General features: G+C 67.8%; 18 protein-coding genes. 11 read left to right on the forward strand and 7 right to left on the reverse strand.

The window, feature by feature from the left end; all coding sequences use genetic code 11:
- Positions 1–73: 73 nt before the first annotated feature.
- From IPI67_09935 to IPI67_09960, 6 genes are all read left to right on the forward strand, one after another.
- The gene (locus tag IPI67_09935) at positions 74–340 is read left to right on the forward strand and encodes a hypothetical protein (protein ID MBK7580511.1); all 267 of its coding nucleotides are present in this window, start codon (positions 74–76) and stop codon (positions 338–340) included.
- The gene (rsgA, locus tag IPI67_09940; protein MBK7580512.1) at positions 337–1,320 is read left to right on the forward strand and encodes a ribosome small subunit-dependent GTPase A; all 984 of its coding nucleotides are present in this window, start codon (positions 337–339) and stop codon (positions 1,318–1,320) included. The genes IPI67_09935 and rsgA overlap by 4 nt, the downstream gene beginning before the upstream one ends.
- Positions 1,321–1,386: 66 nt before the next feature.
- Entirely contained in the window at positions 1,387–3,705 is a 2,319-nt protein-coding gene (locus IPI67_09945) for a DUF1343 domain-containing protein (GenBank protein ID MBK7580513.1), read from the forward strand.
- A gap of 53 nt (positions 3,706–3,758) precedes the next feature.
- Entirely contained in the window at positions 3,759–5,111 is a 1,353-nt protein-coding gene (locus tag IPI67_09950; GenBank protein ID MBK7580514.1) for an acetyl-CoA carboxylase biotin carboxylase subunit, read from the forward strand.
- A gap of 7 nt (positions 5,112–5,118) precedes the next feature.
- Positions 5,119–6,849, forward strand: a complete 1,731-nt coding sequence (locus IPI67_09955; protein ID MBK7580515.1) for a propionyl-CoA carboxylase — start codon at positions 5,119–5,121, stop codon at positions 6,847–6,849.
- Positions 6,846–7,466, forward strand: coding sequence for a hypothetical protein (locus IPI67_09960; protein MBK7580516.1), 621 nt, complete (start codon positions 6,846–6,848; stop codon positions 7,464–7,466). The genes IPI67_09955 and IPI67_09960 overlap by 4 nt, the downstream gene beginning before the upstream one ends.
- Positions 7,467–7,846: 380 nt before the next feature.
- Here the strand turns inward: IPI67_09960 and IPI67_09965 are convergent, their stop codons facing one another.
- On the reverse strand, positions 7,847–8,347 hold the full coding sequence (locus IPI67_09965) for a hypothetical protein (protein MBK7580517.1): 501 nt from the start codon (positions 8,345–8,347) through the stop codon (positions 7,847–7,849).
- Positions 8,348–8,384: 37 nt separating this feature from the next.
- Here IPI67_09965 and IPI67_09970 point away from each other — a divergent pair, with 37 nt between their 5' ends.
- Entirely contained in the window at positions 8,385–10,379 is a 1,995-nt protein-coding gene (locus tag IPI67_09970) for a hypothetical protein (protein ID MBK7580518.1), read from the forward strand.
- A gap of 40 nt (positions 10,380–10,419) precedes the next feature.
- On the opposite strand, the gene IPI67_09975 is transcribed toward IPI67_09970, so the two are convergent.
- Positions 10,420–11,715 carry a metallophosphoesterase gene (locus IPI67_09975; GenBank protein ID MBK7580519.1) on the reverse strand — a complete coding sequence of 432 codons (1,296 nt, stop codon included), beginning with the start codon at positions 11,713–11,715 and terminating at the stop codon, positions 10,420–10,422.
- Positions 11,716–11,846: 131 nt separating this feature from the next.
- On the opposite strand from IPI67_09975, the gene IPI67_09980 reads away from it, so the two are divergent.
- Positions 11,847–12,758 carry a hypothetical protein gene (locus IPI67_09980; protein MBK7580520.1) on the forward strand — a complete coding sequence of 304 codons (912 nt, stop codon included), beginning with the start codon at positions 11,847–11,849 and terminating at the stop codon, positions 12,756–12,758.
- A 10-nt stretch (positions 12,759–12,768) separates the two neighbouring features.
- Here IPI67_09980 and IPI67_09985 read toward each other — a convergent pair whose 3' ends face one another.
- On the reverse strand, positions 12,769–13,416 hold the full coding sequence (locus IPI67_09985) for a YceI family protein (protein ID MBK7580521.1): 648 nt from the start codon (positions 13,414–13,416) through the stop codon (positions 12,769–12,771).
- Positions 13,417–13,537: 121 nt separating this feature from the next.
- Here IPI67_09985 and IPI67_09990 point away from each other — a divergent pair, with 121 nt between their 5' ends.
- The 3 genes from IPI67_09990 (at position 13,538) to IPI67_10000 (ending at position 20,034) form a co-directional block, all read left to right on the forward strand.
- Entirely contained in the window at positions 13,538–14,482 is a 945-nt protein-coding gene (locus tag IPI67_09990) for a LysR family transcriptional regulator (GenBank protein ID MBK7580522.1), read from the forward strand.
- 79 nt (positions 14,483–14,561) lie between these two features.
- Positions 14,562–16,148, forward strand: coding sequence for a GMC family oxidoreductase (locus IPI67_09995; protein MBK7580523.1), 1,587 nt, complete (start codon positions 14,562–14,564; stop codon positions 16,146–16,148).
- A gap of 7 nt (positions 16,149–16,155) precedes the next feature.
- Positions 16,156–20,034: a protein kinase gene (locus IPI67_10000; protein MBK7580524.1), complete on the forward strand. Its 3,879-nt coding sequence runs from the start codon at positions 16,156–16,158 to the stop codon at positions 20,032–20,034.
- A gap of 66 nt (positions 20,035–20,100) precedes the next feature.
- Here IPI67_10000 and IPI67_10005 read toward each other — a convergent pair whose 3' ends face one another.
- The 4 genes from IPI67_10005 to IPI67_10020 all read right to left on the reverse strand — a co-directional run bounded on the left by IPI67_10005 (position 20,101) and on the right by IPI67_10020 (position 24,528).
- Positions 20,101–21,159: a hypothetical protein gene (locus IPI67_10005; GenBank protein ID MBK7580525.1), complete on the reverse strand. Its 1,059-nt coding sequence runs from the start codon at positions 21,157–21,159 to the stop codon at positions 20,101–20,103.
- 89 nt (positions 21,160–21,248) lie between these two features.
- A complete protein-coding gene (locus tag IPI67_10010; GenBank protein MBK7580526.1) occupies positions 21,249–22,325 on the reverse strand; it encodes a hypothetical protein in 1,077 nt (358 codons plus the stop codon).
- A 107-nt stretch (positions 22,326–22,432) separates the two neighbouring features.
- On the reverse strand, positions 22,433–22,663 hold the full coding sequence (locus tag IPI67_10015; protein ID MBK7580527.1) for a hypothetical protein: 231 nt from the start codon (positions 22,661–22,663) through the stop codon (positions 22,433–22,435).
- A 242-nt stretch (positions 22,664–22,905) separates the two neighbouring features.
- On the reverse strand, positions 22,906–24,528 hold the full coding sequence (locus IPI67_10020) for a cytochrome P450 (GenBank protein ID MBK7580528.1): 1,623 nt from the start codon (positions 24,526–24,528) through the stop codon (positions 22,906–22,908).
- Positions 24,529–24,561 lie beyond the last annotated feature (33 nt).

Here is a 24,561-nt window from a genome sequence, read left to right on the forward strand (position 1 = left end):
ACCGAATCTAGCCACGACGCCCCAGGCAGGCCAGGCCGAGCGCGCACGCCCGCGCTATGCTCGCCAGGAACCCGTGGATCCGAGCCAGCGCAAGCAACAATTCGTGGCCCTCGTGGCCGAGACGACCGAGCGACAGCTGAAGGCACAGACCCGGCGTCACACGGCCTGTGTCTCGCCCACGTTGGGTCCAGTGCTCCTGGCCCAGCGCTTTCGTCCGGACCGGCTGCCCGATGAACCCGAGCTGTCGCGCCTGGCGGAGGGCCTGGTGGCCTGGGCGCTCGGCATCGTGCCGAGCACTCAGCGACCCTACGCGGAGTCCGATCTGGAACGGAGCGGATGAGCCTCGCGAGCCTGGGTTTCGACGCGAGCTTCGCCCGCGAGCTGTCGGCGCTCGCTGTCACCGACGCGTTCGCCGGACGCGTCGCTCGCGTCGACGCAGACATCGCGCAGTTGTTTGTCGAGTCGGGACCAACGAGCGCGCGCGTCCCGCGGCGGGTGGTGCGAGGCGAGCTCGGTCGACCCGTCACCGGGGACTGGGTTGCGTGTGTCACGCGCGGCGAGCTGGTGATCGACGCGGTGCTTCCGCGCCGCTCGGAGCTCGTGCGTCGAGCCGCGGGGCGTCGTCAGATCCCACAGCGGCTCGCCGCCAACGTCGACGTGCTGTTTGTGATCATGGGGCTCGATGCGGATTTCAATCCGCGCCGCCTCGAGCGTTACCTGACCCTCGCGGCGGAAGGGCGCATCCGCCCCGTCGTTCTCTTGACCAAGGCCGGTCTGGTCAAGAACGCCGACGCACTCCGCGAGCAGGCGCTGGCTGTTTCGCCGGGGATCGACGTGCACGCCATCGATGTAGTCGACGGGATCTCTGCCGACGCGCCGCGGCGCTACCTCGGCGAGGGAATCACCGCAGCGGTCGTCGGGTCGTCCGGTGCTGGAAAATCGACGCTGGTCAATCATCTGCTCGGCGAAGACCGCATGCGCACTGGCAGGGTGCGGGAACACGACGATCGGGGACGGCACACGACCTCGCACCGCGAGCTCATTAAGCTCGCTTGCGGCGGCGCCATCATCGACACGCCGGGACTTCGTGAGCTCGGGCTGTGGGCGGATGCCGGCGCTGTCGACACGGCCTTTCCCGACGTCGTCGAGCTAGCCTCGGGTTGTAAGTACCGTGACTGTTTGCACGGGACCGAGCCGGGCTGCGGAGTTCAGCAGGCCGTCGTGGAGGGCAGACTCCCAGCGACGCGCCTGGCGAGCTACCTGGCCCTCGGGCGCGAGCTCTCCGGGAAGAATCGCGGCGCTCGACGGGACGGACGCTGAGGCTCTGACATTCGCCGTGTCGCGGGAATCGAACGCGAACCTGCCAGCGTTCTCTCCGGCGGACAGATGGGCCCTGGTCGTGTGCTCGTGCTCTTGGCGCTCGCGGTCGCGGCCGACTCCGCCCGTGCCGACGCACGTTCTGTGCTCCGGCAGACCCCACGCCTCGTGCTGCCCTCGCTCGCCCGAACGCCGCCTCCCGCGCCGTCGAAGCCGGCCGCATCACTCCGCTTGCCCGTGGCCACCGAGCTCGCCATCGAGCGCGAGATCGATCACGCCATCGAGCATGGCGACATGCCGGGCGCCGTCGTGGTGGTCGGGCGACGGAGCGGGGTCTCGTTCCGCCGCGCTTTCGGTCTCGCCGCGGTGTTGCCCGCTCCGCGACCGATGACGGCAGACGCGGTGTTCGATCTCGCATCGGTGACCAAGGCGGTTGCGACCGCCACCAGCATCGCGGCCCTGGTGGAGGACGGTCAGCTCGCCTACGACGAGCCCATCGCCCGCAGCCTGCCCCTCTTCGCGACCGAGGACAAACGCGGGATCACGCTGCGCCATCTGCTCACCCACACGTCCGGGCTGCCCGCGGTGAACCCCGTGCCCACGCATCCGGTCGGCGCGCGGGAGATGCTCGCGGACATCGCCGGCACGAAGCTCGTCAGCGCGCCGGGTGAGCAGTACCGCTACAGCGATCTCGGGTTCATCGCGCTCGGCGAGGTGGTGCGCCATAGGGCGAAGGAATCGCTCGACCACTTCGTCGCACGGCGGCTGTTCGCTCCGCTCGGGCTCAGGAACACCCGCTTTGTTCCGGGTGGCGGTCCCCGTTTGGTTCCGACCGAGAAGGAAGGCGAGGCGTTCCTGCTCGGCACCGTGCACGATCCGCGGGCGCGCGCCCTCGGCGGCGTGGCGGGACACGCGGGGCTGTTCTCGACGGCGGACGAGCTCGCTCGTTTCGCGCGCATGTTGCTGGCGGGGGGCGAGCTGGATGACAAGCGTGTGCTGCGAGCCGGCACCGTTGCCAGGATGACGGCGCCCATCGAGGTGCCGGGTGCGCGGGTCGCGCTCGGCTGGGACTCCCCGGACGATCCGACCCGGTCGGTGTTTTCGGCCCGGAGCTTCGGCCACGAGGGGTTCACCGGAACGTCACTCTGGATCGATCCTCAGGCGGATCGTTTCGTCGTGTTCCTGAGCAGCCGACTGCACCCAGATGGCAAGGGGCGCGTGGCTCCGACGGCCCAGGCCATCCGCGCGCTCGTGGCTCACGTCCGGGAAGAGCCTCGTCAGCCGGTCGTCGAGCTGGGCATCGAGCGCCTGCTGCGCAACGGAGCCAAGCTCCTGGGCGGCGCGCGGGTCGCCTTCATGACGCACTCGGCCGCGCGCGATGGCGAAGGGCGTCGCAGTGTGGATCGCCTGTTCGAGGTCCTCGGCGCGCGGCTCGTGCGCATCGTGACGCCGGAGCATGGCATGAGCGGCACCCTCGAGGGGCCGGTGCCCAATGGCCGCGATCCGCGCACGGATCTGCCGATCGTCAGCCTGTACGGTGCCGCCTCGTCCGCTCCGGCCTGGCAGGGCGTCGACACCATCGTGGTCGATCTGGTGGACGTTGGTGTGCGCTTCTACACGTATCTCTCCGCGCTACGGACTGCGCTCGAGTCCGGACGCCGGGTCGTGGTGCTCGATCGGCCGAACCCCAACGGTGGGCTCGACGTCGAAGGACCGGTCTCGCTCGCCGCTCCGCCCTCGCTCATCGATCCCCACCCCTTGCCCGTGATGCACGGTATGACGTTCGGTGAGCTCGCGCGCATGCTGCTGGCGGAGCGTGGCCTCGGCACGCGCCTCGAGGTGTTACCGATGACGGGGTGGAGACGCGGCATGTCGTTCGGGGATACCGGCCTCAGCTGGTTCGCTCCTTCACCGAACCTGCGTTCGGCTTCGGCGGCGCGCCTGTACCCGGGACTCGCGCTACTCGAGCTGACGAACGTCTCGGTGGGTCGGGGCACCTCCACTCCGTTCGAAGTGGTCGCCGCGCCGTGGCTCGATGCCCCGGAGTTGATCAGGGTCGTGGGCCCGGTCGCGGGCGTGCGCTTCCGCGCCGGTGACGTGACCCCGAGCGCGGGACCGTATCGGGGCGAGCGCTGCGCCGCCGTCTTCTTTGCGCTCACCGACCCGGCAGCGTTGCGCCCGGTGGACCTCGGCCTCGGCCTCGCGCGGGCGCTCCGGCTCACACACCCCGAAACTTGGGAGACACGCAACCTCGGTGTCCTGCTGGGCGGGAGCGCGGCGCGCGATGCCCTGCTTTCGGACGAGCCCCTAGCGTCGGTCGAGCGGACCTTCGCCGCGCAAGCGGCCGCCTTCGTCGAGCGCCGCCGCCCGTACTTGCTCTACGAATGAGCGCGCCGTTCCTTGGCCAAACGGACGGGCATCGATGCTAGCCTCCGCCCGCCATGCCGCTGTCGTTCCGCCGCGTCCTGATCGCCAACCGAGGTGAGGTGGCGGTGCGCATCGCGCGCGCCTGCGACGCCCTCGGGATCACGCCGGTGCTCGCCGTGAGTGAAGCCGACAAGGGTGCCGCTTACACCGAGGGTCGAGAGACCGTGTGTCTCGGTCCAGGGCGCTCGGCCGAGAGTTACCTCGACCTGCAGCGCGTGGTGCAAGCAGCCAAACAAATGCGCTGTTCGGCACTCCACCCAGGCTGGGGGTTCCTGTCGGAGAACCCCCGCTTCGCTGCGCTGTGCGAGGCGCACGGCATCACGTTCGTGGGACCGCCGGTCCACGTCATGCACCTGATGGGCAAGAAGACGCCTGCCAAATCGGCCATGAAACGCGCGGGGCTGAGCGTGATCCCCGGCAGCGACGGAGTGCTCAGCAGCTTCGACGAAGCCGTGTCTGTCGCCGACAGCGTCGGATATCCGGTGTTGATCAAGGCGGAGAGCGGCGGCGGCGGTCGAGGCATGCGCATCGCTCGCAGCGCCGAAGAGCTGGAAGAAGCGTACGCCGGCGCGTCCCGCGAGGCAGCGGCCGCGTTTGGCGACGATCGTGTGTACCTCGAGCGCTTGCTGGAGGGCGGACGCCACGTCGAGATCCAGATCATGGCCGACCGCTACGGCAACGTCTGCCACCTGGGTGAGCGAGACTGCTCGGTGCAGCGCAAACACCAGAAGCTGATCGAAGAGTCACCCTCGACCGCCCTCACGCCCGACGAGCGCACTCGCACCACCGAGCTCGCCGCCCGCGCCGCCGCCTCCATCGGTTACGTCGGGGCGGGCACCATGGAATTTCTGCTCGACGACAGCGGGACGCTACGATTCATGGAGATGAACACGCGTCTGCAGGTCGAGCACACGGTCAGTGAGATGCGCAGCGGCATCGATCTGGCCGCGGAGCAGCTCAGGGTCGCCGCGGGTCACCCGCTGTCGTTCTCCCAGGCAGACGTCCGACTCGACGGGCACGCCATCGAGTGTCGGATCAACGCCGAGGATCCCGAGCGAGACTTCCGTCCGAGTCCCGGCACCATCAGCCTGTGGCGCCCCCCCGCCGCGAGCGAGCACGTGCGGGTCGATACCCACGTGTCCGAGGGCTACAAGGTGCCACCCTTCTACGACTCCTTGATCTGCAAGCTGATCGTGAAGGGTGCGGACCGACAAGACGCAAGAAAGCGCATGCTCGCGGCGCTCGGCGAGCTCCGCGTCGAGGGCATCAAGACCACCGCGCCGATGCACATCGCCGTGCTCGAGAGCGAAGCGTTCACGAGCGGGCAGTACGACACCCGCAGCATTCCCGGCTGGCCCGCGGCCTAGGAGAACCATGGCACTCGTCCCCGTCGTCCCGATCGGCCGCCCCTGGCAGAGTGTCAGTGACGCCGAGACATTTCGCAGCCATCGCGAGACGCTGACTGGGCTCGAAGACAAACTGCGCGAGCGCCGAGCGGAGGTGCACGCCGGCTGGGGTGAGAAGTACCGCCAACGTGTGCACGAAAAGGGCAAACTCACGGCCCGCGAGCGGCTGGCGAAGCTGGTCGACGAGGGCACACGAGCCTTCGAGGTCGGCACGTTCGTCAACTACGGCATCGAGTTCGAGGGCGGTCTGAAGTCGCCCGGCGCGGGAGTGGTCACCGCGTTTGCTCGCATCGAAGGCCGCTGGTGCATGGTCATCGCCAACGACAACACCGTGGCGAGCGGCTCGTGGTGGCCCAAGACCCCGGAGAAGATCGAACGCGCGCAGACCATGGCGCTGCGCCTGCGCATCCCCACGGTGTACCTGGTGGATTCGAGCGGGCTGTTCTTGCCCGAACAGTCCAAGGCCTTCCCGGGCGCAACGGGCGCGGGTCACATCTTCAAGATGAACAGCCTGCTGAGCGCCCACGGGGTGCCGCAGGTGGCCGGTGTGTTCGGGGACTGCATCGCGGGCGGCGGCTACATGCCCATCATCAGCGATCGCGTCTACATGACCGAGCAGGCCTACATGGTCATCGCGGGGGCCGCGCTGATCAAGGGCGCCAAGAGCCAGAAGATCACCTCCCTCGACATCGGCGGCCCCGAGGTGCACGTACACCAGAGCGGGTGTGCCGACGTGCGCGTGCCGAACGACGACGTCCTGCTCGAGTGCCTGCGGCGCGAGGTGAAGAAACTTCCGACCTCGGCGGCGGACTACTATCGCGGCGACGCACGACCGGTGGAGCCGGCGTTTGCCAGCCACGAGCTCAGCGGGCTGTTGCCGCCGGATCACCGCGAGGCCTACGACGTGCTCGAGATCCTGGCGCGCCTGTGCGACCAGAGCCTGTTCTGGGAGGTCATGCGCGACGTCGGCGAAGAGATGGTCTGCGGCGTCGGGCGTGTGGCAGGTTTGTGGATGGGGTTCATCGCCAATCGTCAGGGCCTCGTCGGGGATCCCGAACATCCCGGCAAACAGCGCCCAGCCTCCATCTTTTACCGCGGCGGCATCGCGAAGGTGGCCGCCTTCAGCCGCGCCTGCAACGACGACGGCATCCCCATCGTGTGGCTGCAGGACATCTCCGGCTTCGACATCGGCGCCGAGGCCGAGGCGCAGGGTCTCTTGGCCTACGGCTCGAGCCTCATCTACACGAACTCGACCAACACGGTGCCCATGTTCACGGTGCTGCTCCGCAAGGCCAGTGGCGCGGGTTACTACGCCATGGCCGGCCTGCCCTACGATCCGATCGTGCAGCTCTCGACCAGCGTCGCGCGCCTGAGCGTCATGGAGGGGCGCACCCTCTCGATTGCGGCCTACAACACCAAGCTCGACGACAACTTCGAGATCACGTCGCGCGATCCGGCGGAGCGCCAGAGCATCGAGGAGGGCATGAAGGCGGTCGAGCGCCGCATCGAAGCGGACATGGATCCCTTCGTGTCCGCGCGGCAGATGGACACGGACGAGATCGTCGAGCTCGGTGAGCTGCGCGACTACCTCGGCATGTTGGCGGAGGCCGCCTATCAGGCGCCGGGGGTGCGCCGCATCAAGAACAGCCGCATCTGGAGCCTGCACGATCTGGCGGTGCTCACCGAGGGGGTGCGATGAGCGCGCGGCGACCCTATCCGGAGGATGGCCGCGTATTCCGCCGGAGCCTCACGGCCCGGAGCACTCGCCTCGAGAACGGCCGCACTCGGTTGCAAGCGCCGGCCGTCGGCCTGTGGCGCGGGGCGCCCGCACCCGGCACGCTCGTGATGCCAGGCGGCCACCTGGGTGAGCTGGAGGTGCTCGGTGTGCTCCACCAGCTCGTCGCCGACGAGCACTCCCACGGGCTCGTGGTGGGCGAAGTGCCCGGCGCGCGCACCGCCCGTGTCGCAGTCGACTACGCGACCGTGCTTCTCGAGCTCGATCCAAGCGCGGGCGCGGTGCTCGCGGTCGAAGCGGAGGCGGAGGCCGGGCCCGCCGGGGGTCTCGCCTTCCGGTCACCGTCGAGCGGCCGTTTCTACCTGCGCCCGGCCCCCGACAAGGCGGCGTTCATCGAGCCCGGCGCAATCTTGCAAGAGGGCCAGACCGTGTGTCTGCTCGAGGTGATGAAGACGTTTCACCGCATCAGCTACGGCGGCGCCGGCCTCCCCAAGCGCGCCAAGGTCATCGCGGTCGTCCCCGGGGACGGAGCCGACGTCGAGGCCGGCGACGTGCTCCTGTCACTGGAAGAAGTCGGCTGAGCGCTCCCGTAGTGTTCGAAAACCCAGCCCACGAAATCGCCGCCGATTTTGGGGTAATGAGGCTCCCCCTGCAGCAGTCACTCGGCCCATCTACATGCGCTGGATGAGAGCTGTGGTGATGCAGCAGCAGCAGTACATGCGGGGCGTCCGGCGGAAGTGCGCCTCGTCGACATCGACCTCGACTACGCGGGGTTCAAGTGGCAATGCCAGGACACGCCTGAATGGCCGAATTAAAGGGGGCAAGGCGCATGTCCGGATCTCGCTGCCCGCACGAGGCGGCGCTGCGGCGCCGCACACTTTCGCAGCGTGCGCGTGCTCGGGGTCGGATGACGAGCGCCAGACTGTTGCATGGCATTTCGAACGTAGCCCCCCAGCCGTGCTCATGGCGGCGTACACACTCCGAAGCCAGGGATGAGCTGGAAGCACTTGTAGCCTTCGGCGACCCGGCACTCGGCGTCGGACGCGCACGGGGGAGTGCAGATCGTGAGCGTGGTGCTGATACGACCACCGGATTGTCCGATGGACGCGCAGCCCGCTATTTCGCCGCACTCTTTGTCGCTCGACTGGGTGTCACAGGCCTTCGAGCAGAAGCCGTTTGGGAAGTTGATGGTGGGCACCGGGCCGCCGCCGATGGTGGTGTAACACTCAGCGCCGGCGACCGCGCCGCAGTCCGCGTTCGAGCTGCACGGCTCACCGATCTCTCCGACCGCGCTCCCTCCTCCAGTGGCGCCGGAGCCCCCGCCGCCGTTGCCTCCGCTACTTCCGCCGCCACCGGCTGCAGCGCCGCCAGTCGCTCCGGCCCCCCCCGCGCCACCGGAGCCGCTGCCCGCGCTGCAGCTTGCCAGAACCAATGGGAGAAACATCGCGACTCGGGCCCGCATGGGAACGAGCATAACTCAATGTTACCGTCGTCGGGTCATGACCGAAGTCCTCCCCATCCGGCGTGTGGTCCTGTTCAAACACGGTGTCGGTTACTTCGAGCGGGAGGGTCAGGTCGACGGCGACGTCAGCATCGACCTTGCGTTCAAGGCCGCGGAGATGAACGACGTGCTGAAATCGCTGACGGTCCTCGACCTGGGCGACGGGCACGTGTCGAGCATCAGCTACGAGTCCACGCTGCCGACGGAGAAACGCCTGGAGGACGTCGCCATTCGCCTGCCGGACGGTAACAGCCTGAGCGGGCTCCTGGAGCAAGTGAAGGGCGCGCGGGTCGCAATCGTCGCCGGTAGCGACAAGGTCGAAGGCGTCGTCGCAGGCATCGAGACCCGCTGGCGCAAGGTGGGCGAGGACACGCTGCACGAACACCAGCTGGTGCTCCTCGTCGGTGGCCAGAGCCTGCGCGCATTCGAGCTCTCCGAGCTCAAGTCCCTCGATTTTCTCGACGAGAGCTTGCGCAAGGATCTCTCTCACCTGCTCGAGATCTTGATCGGCGCAAAAAAGAAGGACCTGAAGAAGCTGACGATCTTCGCCAAGGGCACTGGCTCGCGGCCGGTCCAGGCGAGCTACGTCGTCGAGACCCCGGTGTGGAAGACCTCGTACCGCGTGATGCTCGGCAAGCCCGAGACGCGCATCCAGGGCTGGGCGCTGGTCGACAACACGCAAGACGAAGACTGGGACGACGTCGCCCTGACGCTGGTCGCGGGCCTACCCATCTCCTTCGTCCACGATCTGTACTCCCCGCGTAGCCGTCGCCGGCCAGTGGTGGAGGTCGAAGAAGAAGAGGCCTACGCACCGCCGATGTTGGAGCAGGCGGCGTACGGCGGCATGGACGAAGAGGCCCACACCTTCGTTGGCGGCGCTCCGCCGCCGCCCATGGCCAGGCCCGCCCCGTCGATGGCGCCGCCGCCGGCCCCGGGTCGCATGGCGCCCCCCCGGAGCCCTCAGCAGATTTCGGCGGCCCGCAGCCGCAGCGCACCCGTGCAGACCCGCACCGTGCAGGTCGGGGATCTCTTTCAGTACGTGCTCGACCGACCGGTGACCGTGAAGCGCAACCAGTCAGCGCTGGTCCCCATCCTCTCGGCGGCCCTCACGGGTAAACGTGTCGCGATCTACAATCAGAGTGTGCGGGACAAGAACCCGCTGTCCGCGGTCTGGCTCGAGAACACGACGGGGCTGACCCTCGAAGGCGGACCCGTCACGGTGCTCGAGGACGAGGCGTATGTCGGTGAGTCCATGCTGGAGACGCTGAAGCCCGGCGAGAAGCGCCTGGTCCCGTACTCGGTCGAGCTCGGCGCGGTGGTCAGCATCGACCACAAGAGCGACGTGCGGGACGTGCACGCGGTGCGGATCGTCAACGGGGTCTTTCACCTCTTGAGGTACAAGATCGCGCGGACCATCTATCGTGTCACCAACAAGACCGACGCGCCGCTCGATCTGTTTCTCGAGCACCGCTTCGAGCAAGGCTGGGAGCTGGTCGAGACCCCGAAGCCGTTCGAGACCACCGAGAACTACCAGCGCTTCCGCTTCGACGTGCGGGCCAAGGCCGAGACCGAGTTCGTCGTCACCGAGCGCGGGGATCAGTGGGAGAGCATCTATCTGAACCAGACCACCCGCGAACACCTGAAGGTCTGGACCGCGAGCCGTTACCTCGACCAGGCGGCGCACGACGCGCTGGCCCAGATCGTCTCCGTGAACGAGCGCGTGGCCGAGTCCGCGCGGCGGCAAGCGGAGCTGCAACGGCTGATCGCCGAGGTCGGCGAGAAACAGGCGCGCGTACGGGAGAATTTGGCCGCGTTGCGCGACTCCCGGGACGAACAGCGCCTGCGCGAGCGCTACGTAGCCGACCTCACTCGCGACGAAGACGAGCTCGTGCGCTTGAACACCGAGCTCGCGGCGGCGCGCCAGGCGAAGGTCAACCTCGAGGCGGAGCTCCGGCAGCGCACGCAAAACCTGAGCTTCGACGCCAAGCTCTGAAGAGCGGGCGGCCGCGAGGCACAGGGCGCTCGCTCGGCGCTCACGGCAAGGGGATTTCGAAGCTGTCCCGCTCTGCGCCCTTCACGTCGATGGTGCGGCCCTTGAGCGACGTGGCGCCGACCTCGAGCAGCGTCATCTGATAGAACGAGCCGCTGCTCTTGCGGAGCGCACAGGTCGGGCGGTCGATGTTCTTGTCCACGTCCTCGAGCGCTCCACCGCCGCCCCCCACCGTGAGGTAGGTCGTGACCTTGGTTGCATCCGCCGTGGTTGGCACCTCGAAGCGCTCGTACCCGTGCATGTGCCCCTGGATCACCAGCTTGACTCCGTACTTCTCGAAAGCCGGCGTGAGGGCAAGCCGGCTGCTCTCGTCCTGACTTTTGTCACCACAGGTCAGCATGGGGCGGTGGAACGTCAGGATGCTCGCGCGATAGCCAGGCTTCTTGGAAGCGCCGGCGAGCTCTTGCTCGAACCATGCGAACTCTGCCGAGCCAGGATTGAAGTCGGTCTCGGTGTTGAGGAAGAAGAACCAGATCCCGCCCGATTCACCACGGAAGTGCCCATCCGCGCCGGCGAACCCGGCTTGGTCCCAGAAGCGCTGGTAGTAGAGGGTGTACTCGTCGGGCTGTTCGTATTCGTGATTGCCCACGGCAGGCAGAAACGCGCCCTGGGCGAGCATCGGCGACATCAAGCCGAACCAGTGCTGCCAGGTCTCGAGCCCCGAGGCGTAGTACTGAATGTCTCCCGCGTGCAGCGTGAGGTCGTAGCCCTCTTTGCCCATCAGCCCGAGCAGCGTGACCGTGTTTTCGCCGAGTCCGGGGTTCGTGTCGCCGGTCGCGAGGATCTTGAAGCTCGCGCCGCTCGGTCGTGCCGTGCAGAAGCGCCCCTTCCGTTCGGCATCTTGCCCGAGCGCGTAGGCGTAACACTCGCCGACCTCGAGCCCGGTCAACGCCGCGTCGTGCATGAAATAGGTGCCGGCCAGATCTTGAGGTTGTTTGGGCGCGAGGGCCGCGAGGTACGTCACGGGGATGTCCACCGCCTTCGCTGTTGCATCGAGCTTCTGATCGAGCGCGCCGCCTTCGGCCCCAAACGCTAGCTCCGGCGAGGTGCCGGGCCGACACGCTTCCCAGCGTACGAGCGCGCTCGTGCCATCGACGTGCATCACCCAGGGCCCCTTGCTCACGCCGCTCGCCGGGCACCACTCGATGCCGGCCTCGACCTCGACGTCACTGCCCGCATCGCCAGTCGGCTCGTTCGAGGTCGCCTCGTCCTCCCCGCAAGCCCATGCCGAGACGAGCGTGAGCACAGCGGTCCCGGCGACGACCCAAATCAGGCGCATGTCCGCCACGATAGCGTGAGACGCGCCATGAGGCTGCCAGCGTCGTCGATTTGAGAGGGACAACGCGGGAGGCTCGGGGCTAGCGTGGCCCTCGCATGTGCGCTCGAACCCTGCTCGGTATCGCCCTTTTCATGCTCTCTTCGCTCGGCCTCGGCTGTGGTGGCGCCCCACCACCGGCAGGCGCAAGCACCGTCCCGAGCGGAGCGACCAGAGAGCCGTCCACGCCCCCCACGCCCGGCTCCGAGCCGGTGGCCGAGGACGGCAAGACCGCGTTTCGCTTCACCCTGCCAAGACCCGGAGACCAGCGCGTCGACCGGGAGAGTTTCACGCTCGCCCTCGACATCGTGCTCACGGACAAGGGCAAGACCGTCGCCACCGAGAAGAACGGCGAAGGCAAACGCATGCTGCGCCACACGACGGTGCTCGCCAGCGACGGCAAGGCGGTCACCAAGAAGAAGGTTCGCTACGAGGAGATGATCAAGGTCGCCAAGAAGGGCGAGCGCGAGCAGCGCACGCCGAGCCCGCTCACGGGCAAGACCTACGTCATCAACCTTCAGCAAGGGAAGGTCGTGATCACGGGTGCCGGGGGCGAGCCCGTGAGTGATGTGGAGATCGAGGCGGTCCTCGACGACAACAAAGAGTTCGGAAAACCACCGCAGTTCGCGGCGTTCGTCCCGAAACACCCCCTCGCCCCGGGTGAGACGTTCTCACCCCCGGCGGAGGTGCTCGCCGACATGTTCGGCAGCGGCGGCGGCGAGGGAAAACGTTACAGCGACGTGCTCTTCACCTTCAAAGGCACCGAGGAACGAGCCGGCAAGCGCCTGGGCAAGTTCGAGCTGGCGATGACCGTCACCGAAGCCAGCAAGGGCGCCACCACCACCATGCACACGCGCGGCACGGTTCTGTTGATGATCGACACGGGCTGGCCCGTCGAGCTCTCGTTGCAGGGAAAGGTCGAGCTCAGCGCTCCCGGGGACAAACCCTCTCAGAAGGTCACCGGCAGCGGCGAGCTCGAGATGAAACTGGCAGCCGAGTACCGCTGAACCGAGCTCCTCAGCTCGACTTGGTGGCCGCGCGGATCGTCAGCTTGATCAGCACGTCATCGCGGATCAGGTCATCGACCTTGCCGGGGTAGTTCAGGCCGAAGTCCTTGCGATTGATCGAGAACTCGCTGTCGACGGAGACGTTGCTCCCCTCGACCTTGATCGTCGCCGGGAAGCTGATGCTCTTCTTCACGCCGCGCAGCTCCAAGTTGCCGGTGACCGTGTGCGTCGCGCCCTTCTCGCCTCCCGCCTTGATGTTCGTCGACTCGAAGCGGGCCTTGGGGAACTTCTCCACGTCGAAGAAGTCCGAGCCCTTGAGGTGGCCGGTGAGCTTGGCGGTGTCGGTCGTTATCGACGCGGCGTCGATGTCGACGTTCACCTGACTCTTGGTCACGTCCGCGGATACGAGCTTCACCGAGCCGGTGAAGGTTCCGAACGAGCCGTCGTGTTTTCCGGTGACCTTGGCTCCCACGAACTCGACCTTCGAATCCGAATTGCTGAAGGTGAGGGTCTGGGTGTCCGCGGCCGCCGCAGGGGTTGCAGGCGCCGCCGGCGCGCTGACCTCCGCCTTGGCTTTGTCCTTGGTTGGGTCCTCACATCCGGTGGCGGCCAAGCTGAGAGCCAAGATGAGTCCGAGGTTGATGCGGGTGGATAACATGTCTTTTCAGTCTCCTTGCTGGCTGAGCGCGCTGAACTTGGGTCTGCGGCCCGAGCGCGGAAACCCCGTAGCCGCGGAAGTCACTGTTGCAATTTCGCAACGATTGGTAATTATCGTTGCAATGGCCGCGATCCGTCGCTCCGCTCGGGCTCCTGCGCTGGACGAGTTGAGGGCTTTTGCCCGGGTTGCCGAGCTCGGCGCCTTTGCCAAGGCGGCGCGCGAGCTGGGAGTTCCGACCTCGACGCTGAGCCGCGCGGTGACACGACTGGAGTCGTCGATGGGGGTCCGGCTCCTGCACCGCACGACGCGCACGCTTCGGGTCACCGAGCAGGGGGCGGACCTGTTGCAGCGCATCACCCCGGCGCTGGTGACGTTACGGGACGCCGTGCGGGAAGTCGAAGCGAGTGAACACGCGCCACGCGGCCGTTTGCGCGTGACGACACCCACGGACATCGGGATCAGCTTTCTCGCGGAGCTGATCGGGGACTTCAGCCAGCGTTATCCCGAGGTGTCGGTCGATCTATCACTCACCCAGCGTGTCGTCGACCTGGTCGCGGAAGGATTTGATCTCGCGATTCGTGCCGGGGAGCTCCGAGACTCCTCGCTCGTCGTGCGGCGACTCGGTGGGACGGACGCCCAGCTGTTTGCGGCGCCGGGTTATCTCGAGCGGCGCGGTGCCCCGCGCGCCCTGGGTGACCTCAACGAGCATGACCTGGTGTTGTTCCGTCCGGTGCACGGGCGCACGCGCTGGGTTCTGGGCAGCGGTGCGCGCGAGCTGACCCTCGACGTTCGGGGGCGGATCGGTTGTGACGACTTCAGCTTCGTGCGGGCGGCCGTCGTCGCCGGCGCGGGCATTGGACTCGTGCCCCGATTGATCTGCGCACGCGATGAGGCTGACGGGCGCCTGGTGCGAGTCCTGCCGCGGTTCACCGGGCGCCTGGGCTCCCTGCACCTGGTCTACCCCTCGGCGCGACACATTCCGGCCAAGGTCGCGGTCTTTCGGGACTTCCTCCTGGAGCGGTTATCCCAAGATACGACACCGCAGACGGGCAGCCGGCGGCGCTGAGCTCGAGCCCCGACTCCCGATTTGCAGCCGCGTGGAGCCGCCATTCTACCGGCGAAGCGTTCGGGCTACCCTCTCGCGGATGAGCAGTCCGGCCTGGGATTTCGTCGTCATCGGCTCGGGTTTCGGCGGCAGTGTGTCGGCGCTGCGGCTGGCGGAGAAGGGCTACCGCGTGCTCGTGCTCGAGAAGGGCAAACGCTTCGCGAAGACCGACTTTGCCAAGAACAACTGGGAGCTCGGGCGTTGGCTCTGGGATCCCAAGCGAGGCCTCGCCGGGATCTTCCAGATGACGTTCCTGCGACACGTCACGATCTTGCACGGCGTCGGTGTGGGCGGCGGCTCGCTCGTGTATGCCAACACTCTCCCCACTCCGCCTCCACCGTTCTTCGCTGCGCCGTCCTGGGCGCAGCTGGCGGACTGGAAGCGGGAGCTCGAGCCGCACTACGCGACGGCGCGTCGGATGCTCGGGTCGACGGAGAATCCAAAAGAGACGCCGGGCGACCGAGTGCTCGGCGAGATCGCACGAGAGCTTGGGCGCCCCGAGCACTTTCATCGCACCGAGGTCGCCGTGTTCTTCGGAGAGCCCGGTCGTGAGGTGCCGGACCCATACTTCGACGGAGAAGGCCCCGCTCGCACTGGCTGCACCTTCTGCGGAGCCTGCATGACGGGCTGTCGCGTCGGGGCGAAGAACACCCTGGACCGCAACTACCTGTACCTCGCGGAGGCCAAGGGGGCGAGCGTGCGCCCCGAGACCGAGGTCACGCGGGTCCGGCCGCGTGCCGAGGGCGGCTATGTGGTCGAGACCCGGGGCAGCTTCGACGGCGGTGACGTCGGGAGCTTCGAGACCGCGAACGTGGTCTTCGCCGGCGGTGTGATGGGTACCATTCCGCTCCTCCTGGCGCTTCGCGACGATCCCCAAGGGCTGCCGCGCCTCTCCCCGCGGGTGGGGGACTTCGTTCGCACCAACAACGAGGCGCTGATCGCGGTGTTGTCCCCGGGATCGGACGACGACTTCAGCGCGGGTGTCGCCATCACCTCGATCCTGCACACCGACGAACACAGTCACATCGAGCCCGTTCGTTACGGAAAGGGCTCCTCGTTCTTTCGCATGCTGACGCTCCCGCACGCGTCGGCGAAGAGCCCAATCCGTCGGCTGCTGGGCGCGGCCCGGGAAATGGTGGCCGAGCCTGGGCGCTGGCTTGCCGCTTACACGACGCGGCGCATGTCCGAGGTCACGCAGATCCTGCTCTACATGAAGACCCTCGAGGGCAGCCTGCGCTTCCGGCTCGGCCGCAGCGCATTCACGGGTTTTCGGCGCGGTTTGGTCAGTGAGCTGGCGCCCGGCACCACGGCTCCGACGGCGTTCATCCCCGAAGCCACGGAGCTCGCCCGCCGGTTTGCCCAGAAGACTGGCGGTGTGCTGTCGACGATGGCCACCGAGACTCTGCTCGGCATCCCGACGACCGCTCACATCCTGGGCGGCGCGTGCATGGGCCGCGACGCCGAGGAAGGTGTCATCGATCACCAACACCGAGTCTTCGGATATCCGGGGCTCTACGTGGTCGACGGCAGCGCCATCAGCGCCAACCCCGGCGTGAATCCGTCCCTCACCATCACGGCGCTGGCAGAACGCGCGATGAGCTTCATCCCGGCGAGGGCCGCTGGTTGATACGACGATGAACGACGTTGGCACCATCGCGGAGCGGTTCGAGACGGAAGCCCTGGCGGGCAGCGGTGGCATGGGCTCGGTGTACCGCGCCAGGGATCGTTTGACCGGCGGCCTGGTTGCGCTGAAGCTGATGACGTCGGCTCCCAAGAACGACTGGCGCTTCGAGCGCGAGGCCGAGCTCGTGGCTCAGCTGACCCACCCGGGGATCGTGCGGCACGTTGCCCACGGTCGACTCGACGATGGCAGGCTGTGGCTCGCGCTCGAGTGGCTCGAAGGAGAGGATCTGGAGGCGCGCCTCGGCGGCCGCGGGCTCACCATGCGTGAGTCGCTCGTGCTCGCGCGTCGTGTCGCCGAGGCGCTCGGGGCGGCTCACTCGGTCGGTGTGGTGCATCGCGACGTGAAACCCGGCAACATCTTCCTGGTCGATCGCGATCCGCTCAGGCCCAAGCTGCTCGACTTCGGTGTGGCCCGGGTCGTTGGCGCAAAAGCCACGCGGACCGGCTCCGCGCTCGGCACTCCGGCCTACATGTCTCCGGAACAAGCGCGCGGTGAGCGGGACGTCGATGCCCGCGCCGACGTGTGGTCTCTCGGGGGGGTGCTGTTCGAGTGTCTGACCGGCTCGCCGCCCTTCACCGGTGACCACCCGATGGCGATCCTGGGGAAGATCGTGATCGCGCGGGCGCCGCTCGTGACCGAGCTCCGGCCCGAGGTGCCCATTGCCGTCACCGAGCTGGTGGCTCGCATGTTGTCACGCGAGCGTGACGGACGACCGCCGAGTGGCAACGCCGCCGCGGTGGAAATCGCAGAGCTCGGGGAGCTCGGAGTTCCCGATCGGACGACGCGCAGCGCACGGCGACCTTCGCTTACGGCGACCGAGCAGCGTTTGCTCGGGGTGATCATGGCCGACTCGTGGCAGGGGCGCGACGTGGATCTGGCCACCGCGCCCACGCTTTCACCCGGCCAGATGGATGAAGCCCTCTCACGGGCTCGCACCATCGCCAGCGGATTCGGCGGGCATCTCGAGGCGGTCGCTGCCAACTCGGTGATCGTCACCTTCACGGTCGGAGGCACCGCGGTCGAACAGGCGACGCGCGCCGCACGCTGTGCGCTGGCGCTGCGCTCCGCGCTCCCCGAGATGCGTTTCGCGGTCTCGCTGGGGCTCGGTGTCATGGCAGCCATGAGCGCGTCGGGTGAGGTGATCGATCGCGCTGCCGCGCTGCTTCGCGCGCTCCACACCCTCTCGGCGCGCGGATCGCCCATTGCCCTCGACTCCGCTGCGGCGGGTCTCCTCGACGCAGCGTTCGAGATCGAGACCCGGGGGGAAGTCCGGCTGCTCGTGGCAGAGCACGACGCGCTCGAGGTCGCGCGGACCCTGCTGGGTAGGCCGACCCCCTGCCTCGGCCGGGACAACGAGATCCGAACCCTGTGTGACGTCCTGGAGGAGTCCATCGGCGATCCCGGCGCGCGGCTCGCGCTCGTGACCGGGGCGGCGGGTCTCGGCAAGTCTCGTGTCGTCAGCGAGCTTGGCCGGGTGGCCCGCGCCCGCGACGTGGACGTGTGGGTGGCGCGCGGTGATCCCATGAGCGCGGGTGCGCCGTACGCGCTCGCCTCGCGCGCCCTCCGCCGCGCCGCCCGCGCCCTGGACGCGGAGCCGCCGGAAGGTCAACGCGACAAACTCGTCGCACGGGTCGCTCGCAGGGTCCCAGCAGCTGACGTCGCGCGTGTCAGTACATTCCTGGGAGAGATGACCGGCATCCTCTTCGATGCGGACCCCAGTGTGGAGCTGCTCGCGGCCCGTCGTGACCCCAAGCTACTCGGCGATCAGATCGCGCGCGCGTGGGTCGACCTGTTCCGCGCCGAGGCTCTCTCCGGACCAATCCTGCTGGTGCTCGACGATCTGCACTGGGGCGATCTCGGGAGTTTGTCGCTGGCGCTGTCTCTAGCCACGAGCTTGCCCGAGTCCCCGATCTTCACGGTCCTCCTGGGACGCCCCGAGGTGTTCGAGGTGTTTCCGCGGCTGCGCGAGGCCCGCGACGTGGTGGAGCTGCCGCTGCGCAAGCTGAGCAAGAAGGCCTGCGTCGAGCTGGCGCGAGACGCCCTCGGTCCCGGCGTGCCGGAGGCGCGGGTTTCGCTGCTCGTGAACCACGCCGACGGGAACGCCCTCTATCTGGAGGAGCTCATTCGCGCGCAGGCTTCTGGCGCCGACAGTGATGTGCCCGAGACGGTGCTGGCCATGGTGGGGGCGCGACTCGAGGCGCTCGAGCCCGAAGCTCGGCGGGTCCTCCGGGCTTGCAGTGTCTTCGGCGAGACCTTCTGGCCCGAGGGCGTGCGCCGCCTGCTCGGTGCGCGGCACACCGACGACGGCGGAGAGTGGCTGCGCGAGCTGTGTTCGCGCGAGCTCGTCCTGCGTCAGCCCAGCACGAAGCTAGGCGGACGCGAGGAGTACGCATTCCGTCACTCGCTCCTGCGCGAGGCAGCGTACCGGATGCTCACGCCCGAAGATCGTGCGCTCGGACACCGCCTGGCCGCGGAGTGGTTGAGCGAAAACGGCGAGAGCAACGCGCTGGTCTTGGCGGAACACTGGGATCAGGGCAACGAGGCGGAGCGGGCCATGAGCCTGTATCTACGCGCCGCCGAACAAGCGCTGGCGGGGAACGATTTTCCGCGCGTGCTCAGCTGCACCGAGCGGGCGCGCGTCATGGGCGCGACGGGTGATCTGTTGGGGCAGCTCGCGATGATCGAGTGCGATGTGCTCGATTGGCAGGGTGAGCATGCGGAGGCTAGCCTGCGGGCGGCAGCGGCAGCGCTCGCGTTCACACCCGGGTCGGTCGGTGAAATTCACGCGCGGCTCGAGGCTGGACTGCACGAGTCGCGGATCGGGAAACTCGATGGCTTGATCGCCGCGGTCGAGCGCTTACCCCAGTTCCCCGAAGCCGACCGTGACACCCGCGTGGCGCTGACCCTGGCGCGCGCCGTGTCGCAGCTGCTGCGGGCCGGCCGCATGGAGCTGGTGCGTTCGGTCGTCGAGAGCCTGGAGGCTGCGCAGGCGGAGCGCAAAAACGACCCAATGTACGAGTACGCGGTTCAGCTCGGCGCCGCCTGGGTCGCGCTCTTTGCCGGAGACATAGCGGCGAGCCTGGCTCACGACGAGGCCGCCGTCGTCGCGGCGGAGCGCGCGGGCAACCTGCGGATTGCCTGCAAACAGCGCGCAGATGCCGGCTACGAACGTCTGTTGCTCGGGGACTACGCCGGTGCGCTGGAGCTGTTCGTCACCTCGCTCGACCAAGCGCAGACGATGGGGCTCGAACCCGTGCGACTCGAGTGTCTGCACAACGGTGGGTTGGCGCTGTGCCGGCTCGGGCGCCTCGACGAGGCGGTGGATTTCGAGCAACGAGCCGTGGAGGGTTACGCCAAGGTCAAGGACTGGCGGCTGCAAGGCGCGTCACACTGCTACCTGTCGATCATCCAGCTCGAACGCGGCGACGCTGCGGCGGCGGAGGTCGAGGCCCGCATGGGCTCGGGGCTGATGTCGGAGGTCCCCGCGACTCATGGGTTCGGGTTGGCGTGCCTGGCGCAGGTGCTCCTGGCCCGGGGAAAGAACGTCGAGGCGCTCGACGTCGCCGAGCGGGGTCGGGCCGAGCTCGAAGTGGCGGGGCAGGTGGAAGATGGCGGCCAGCTGATCCGTCTGGCGATTGCAGAAGCATTGGCCGCCAACGGCAAGCAGCCCGAGGCCAACGCCGCGATCCGCTTCGCCAAGGACACGCTGCTCGCGCACGCCGAGCGCATCCAGGACGCCGAGTCGCGCCGCAGCTTCCTCGAGCGAGTTCCGGAGAACGCACGCACGCTGGAGCTGGCCCGGGCTTGGCTCGCGCCAAGCGAGCAGTGAGCCAGCCAGTGAAGGCCGGCGACGTGCGCTCGCTCAGAGCGCGGCGAGCCCCGCTGCCGGGTCGAGTCACTGGCAGCAGACTGTCATCGGCCCGGTGGGTGTTGCGCTGCCCACCGGCGTGCCACCGCCGGGCACACAAGCCGGCGCGCTGGCCGTGACCTTCACCGACCGCAAATTCGGCGGGGCCGTGATCTGGAGACACGTTCCTCCTTTGGGGATCGGGCTACTCGTCCCCGAACATCCGGTCCCGTCGAAGTCCTCCGCGCTGACGGCGCAAACCCCGCTGTTGTCGCAGGTGCACGCGCTGCAGCCGCGGGTGTCGTCGACGCTCGAGTGGACACTGAGTTGATTGGGGTAGCTCGCCGGGCAGCTCACTGTGCCGACCGAGTACACGCAGCGCTTGCTGTAGTTGGCGTCGGGTTGTGGTGTGCACACGCCCGCGGCGCAGCCGGCACCGAAGCTGGTGGGCACACACAGCGCGTGACGCGAGGTCCACCCGATCGGAGGCACCGAGGGGCTACCCGCGGGCGTCGGCGAGCAGCTCAGGTTGCCCGACACTCCCGTTACGTAGTTCGCGAAGGACGGGACACTCACCGAAAGATCCGTGCAGCCTTCACCGAGCGGCGTATAGGTCCCGCTCGAGGTGCAGGTGTTGGTCTGGTACTTGACCAACGCTAGGCACGTGGGCGAGCTTTGCGCGCTGCACTGGCACCCCACGGCGCTGCAGTCGGCGGGCGCTACCGAGAACCCCGCGAAGAACCCCAGCTGAGCGAAGGTTCCAGAGGCGCAGGGCGGCGGAGGCTGCGCGCCAGTGCCGGTCCAGAGCAGGCCCGGTCCCTTGAACCCCGAAGGCGCGGCCGGCTCGCAGGAGAACTGACCCTGACAGGCCACGTCGGCGCAGTCGATCTGCTTGTTGCCGTCGTCATCCACGCCGTTGAGACAGTCCTCGCCTCCGCCGAGACCACTGCCTCCCGAGCCGCCGACGGCGGCGTCGCCACCCGCGCCACCGAGCCCTCCCGACGCGCCGAGCCCTGCTGGTTCGTCCTGGTATTCGCCGTCGATCCCCAGCACGGATGCGCAGCCGAGAGGGAGCACGCAGAGTGCAACGAAGAAGCAGCGGCGCATGCGGAGCGGCACTCTAGCGCAAACTGACCGCTGACGTGATCACCGGGTTTGGCGCAGACACTTGCCGGGTTACCCGACGGGGCTGTGTGTCATCTTGCACGGGCGTAGAGCACTGCGTCTCCGGAGCCCGCCACGCGCTCGACCCAGTACAGACACTTGTCGTCCAGGCCAATGACCTCGACGAAGTGGTCGCTCGGCACGCTGGCCATGGGAACTGCTGCGCCGCCGTCGTTCGGGATCTTGACGAGGGAACCGGGAGCGTCCTTTCCCTTGCCGGCTAGCGTGGCAAACACTCCCTTCTGGTCCACCGCGATGCGCGCGTTCTTCACCAGCCCCGCGGCGAGCTTGGTGGCGGTGCCGCCGGATTTCTTGACCTTCATCAGATCGCCCTTCAGCGCCAAGCTGAAGTAGATGTTCGCGTCGTCGATGCCGAGGGCGAAGGGCCGCTCTTGCCGCGGCGCGATCACCTTGGGCTTGGCGCGTTCGAGCCCGAAGCGGAGCACGCGGTTCCCGCTGGAGTCCGTCACGTAGATGGCCTCCGCGTCGGTCACCACTGCGCTGAAGCCTCTCGGCTGCTCCTCCGTGTCGGGTCGCTCCGACACGTCGAGCTCGTAGGTCATGCCGCTGCCCTTGTCGGCGCGAATCAAGCGATCATAGGGCCCGTAGTCGCTGGGGACGCCGTAGATGTACTTGTCCGTCGCGGTGACACTGAGCGAAGAGAAGGTCTCGACCAGGGTCTTCGACTCGCCCCCCGCCTTCGGCATCTTCATCAAGCGGATGCCGGATGTGAAATATACGGAGGCGTCGTCCACGACGACGCCTCGCGGTTCGAGCGACAGCGAAGCGAGGTTCATCCCACCCTTGCCGTCCTTGCGCGCCCGGCGCAGATCACCGCGCCCGCCAAAGACCTGCCACCTCCCGTAGTAGAGGTGGGTGGCGTCGGCTGCCAGGTCGTAGACATAGCCACTCGTCTTGTCGAGCGCGGTCGGCTCGCTGCCAGCAAGACAACCCCCCGGCGGGGGCTCCGGGGCCGGCGCAGCGCTCGCACTCGCGGTTGCCGTCGGCTCTGCCGTGACTTCGGTCTTGGACTTGTCACACGCCGAGAGCGCCAGCGCGAGCGTAACGGTGATGGCGATCGTGCGCCGGCCAAGGATGAGCGTCCGCATGCTTGCCTCTCCGTCAGTGGATTGCTCGGCGCGACCGTCGTACTCGGCGATGCACCTCTGAGACTCAGCCGAACAGAATTGGTCGCTGCTGACAAGCGACCGCGGGTTCATCCACCCTTGTTCCGTGACGTGTCATCCGGGAAGCCGAAGTGAACTGGGTCGACGTTGGGCTGATAGTCACAGAATTGGGTGTAGTCACCGGATGCGGCGATGGTCTCCGCACTGGCGGCGCAGTACGGACAGCGCGCGTGTTCGTCCGCCGAGAACATCTGCCCGGTGCGTCGGCACCGAAGCGTCTCCAGTCTCACTTTGGACTTCGTATGAGGGTCGTCCGGCATGACCGCACCTCCCGCTTTCGGTCAGCATAGCGAGCTAGCCGGTCGTCGGCTGCGCAAGTTTTGCCTGCGCGGCGCAGCTCCGGTGCAGGCAAATCCTCTCCAGCGGCGTGCTCAGCTCAGCGCCGAGACGCGCGCTCGCAAGCCGTCCTTCGGCTCGGGCGGAATGATTTGCATGCGGTAGCTCAGCTCTTGTTTGGGCAGCTCCCAGCTGTAACCCCTGAGCAAGAGCACCGTGAACATCTTCATGAAATAGGTCGCGTAGTCCGTGCCGGGGCACTTGTGCCCCGTGAGCGGTCCCGGCCCTTGCGGAGCAAACGCGTGGGTGTGTCTCTTGTGCTCCGCGCGTCCCTTGGCAAACCGCTCCGGATCAAAACGGGTCGGCTCCGGGTAAATGTCGGCGAGCATGTGATTCTCATGCAGCGCCAGGCAGACCATGAAACCCGCCGGGATGGGTGGCCGGCGAAGCTGATGTCGCGTTTTGCCTTGGCCATGATGAAAGGCAACATCGGAGTGATGCGCTTGGTCTCGTCGACGACGCGGCTGAGCAGCGGCATGCCGTGAAGCGTCTCCAGGTTGACCTCGCCGGCCCCTGCTTGCTCGCGCACCTCGTTGGCGAGCGTCTGTCTCAGCTCGGGATTCTGGTCCAGGCGGAGCACGACCGCCGCGAGCTCCGCGAACACGATGTAGCCCGCGAGGAAGATGTGGTGCAGCTCCAAGACCGCCGCGTCATCATCGATTTGGCTGCCGTCGGCTGCCTTCGCCTGCAGGATGCGGGTGAAGCCGACGTCGCGGCCCTTGCGGCAGGCCGCGACCTGTTCGCGCAAGAAGACCAGCAGGCGATCGCGAGCCTGATTGGCCTTGCGCAGCGGCGTTCCGGGCATATCGATGGGTGCGGCACCCACCCCGCGGGTCACGGCGCCGTAGTCTTGCGCGAGCTGATCGAGCTCGGGTCCCGGGCCGAGCCCGAGCATGTTGCCTGCGATGCCTTCGATGGCCAGCTGCGTCAGCTCGGGGACCCAGCGGATCTCGTCTTCTGCGGCCCATCCGGTCAGGCGGCGTTCGATCGCGGCTTGCAGTCCGGGCATGTAGCTGGACAGAGCGGCGCGGTCGAAGCCGGCGAGGACCTGCGCTTTTCGCAGCCTGTGGGGCGCGCCGTCCATGGACGGCAAGCTGTGTCCGCCGAACAAACCAAAGATGTGATCGAACATCGAACCGTCGCGCATCAGCTGGGTCTGATCCACCCACAGCTCGCACGCCGCGGGGCCGGTGATCACGGCGACGTCGCGGCCCACGATCCGCGTCTTGAACAGGCGCCCGTGTTTTTCCAGCCGGACTTTGACGAAGCGAAACGGGTCTCGGACGAAGGCCAGGGTCTCGCCAATCAGCGGCCAACCGCGGCTGCCCGGCGGTGGCGGCAGCGGTTCGCCCGTGCGAGCCGTCCCCGGGGGCGGCTCCTCGACGCAGTCGGCGATGGCGAGCGCGAGGTTCTTCAGGTCTGGCGTTCCGGTTGCTGCCAGCGTGCGCGCGACCTGCGCCGCGTTGCGCTCGTCCGCGCTGAGTTTCAGTGAGTCCCCCAGCTTGGCCAGGATCTCGACCTCTGCGTCGTGGATCACGCCGTCCGCACGCGCGATCCAAGAGGCGATGGCGTACACGAAGCTCTTGGCGTCGTCGTCGAGCTCGAGCCCGGCCAGGGCGTCGAACTCGACCCGCTGCCGGGTGCTCTCCTCGACCGCCTCCAGATCGGCTCCCGAGAGCCCACACGCACGCGCAGCTTGCGCGAGCGCCTGCGCCTCCTCCGGAGCGACCTCCCCGTCGGCCCACGCGACCGCTGCCAGTGCCACGAATACGTCTCGCCCCAGCTCCATCCTCGGATCTCCTCTTTCCGCTTCTGGGAAGCG

The organism is Myxococcales bacterium (assembly GCA_016706225.1).
Taxonomy (GTDB): Bacteria; Myxococcota_A; Polyangia; order Polyangiales; family Polyangiaceae; genus JADJKB01.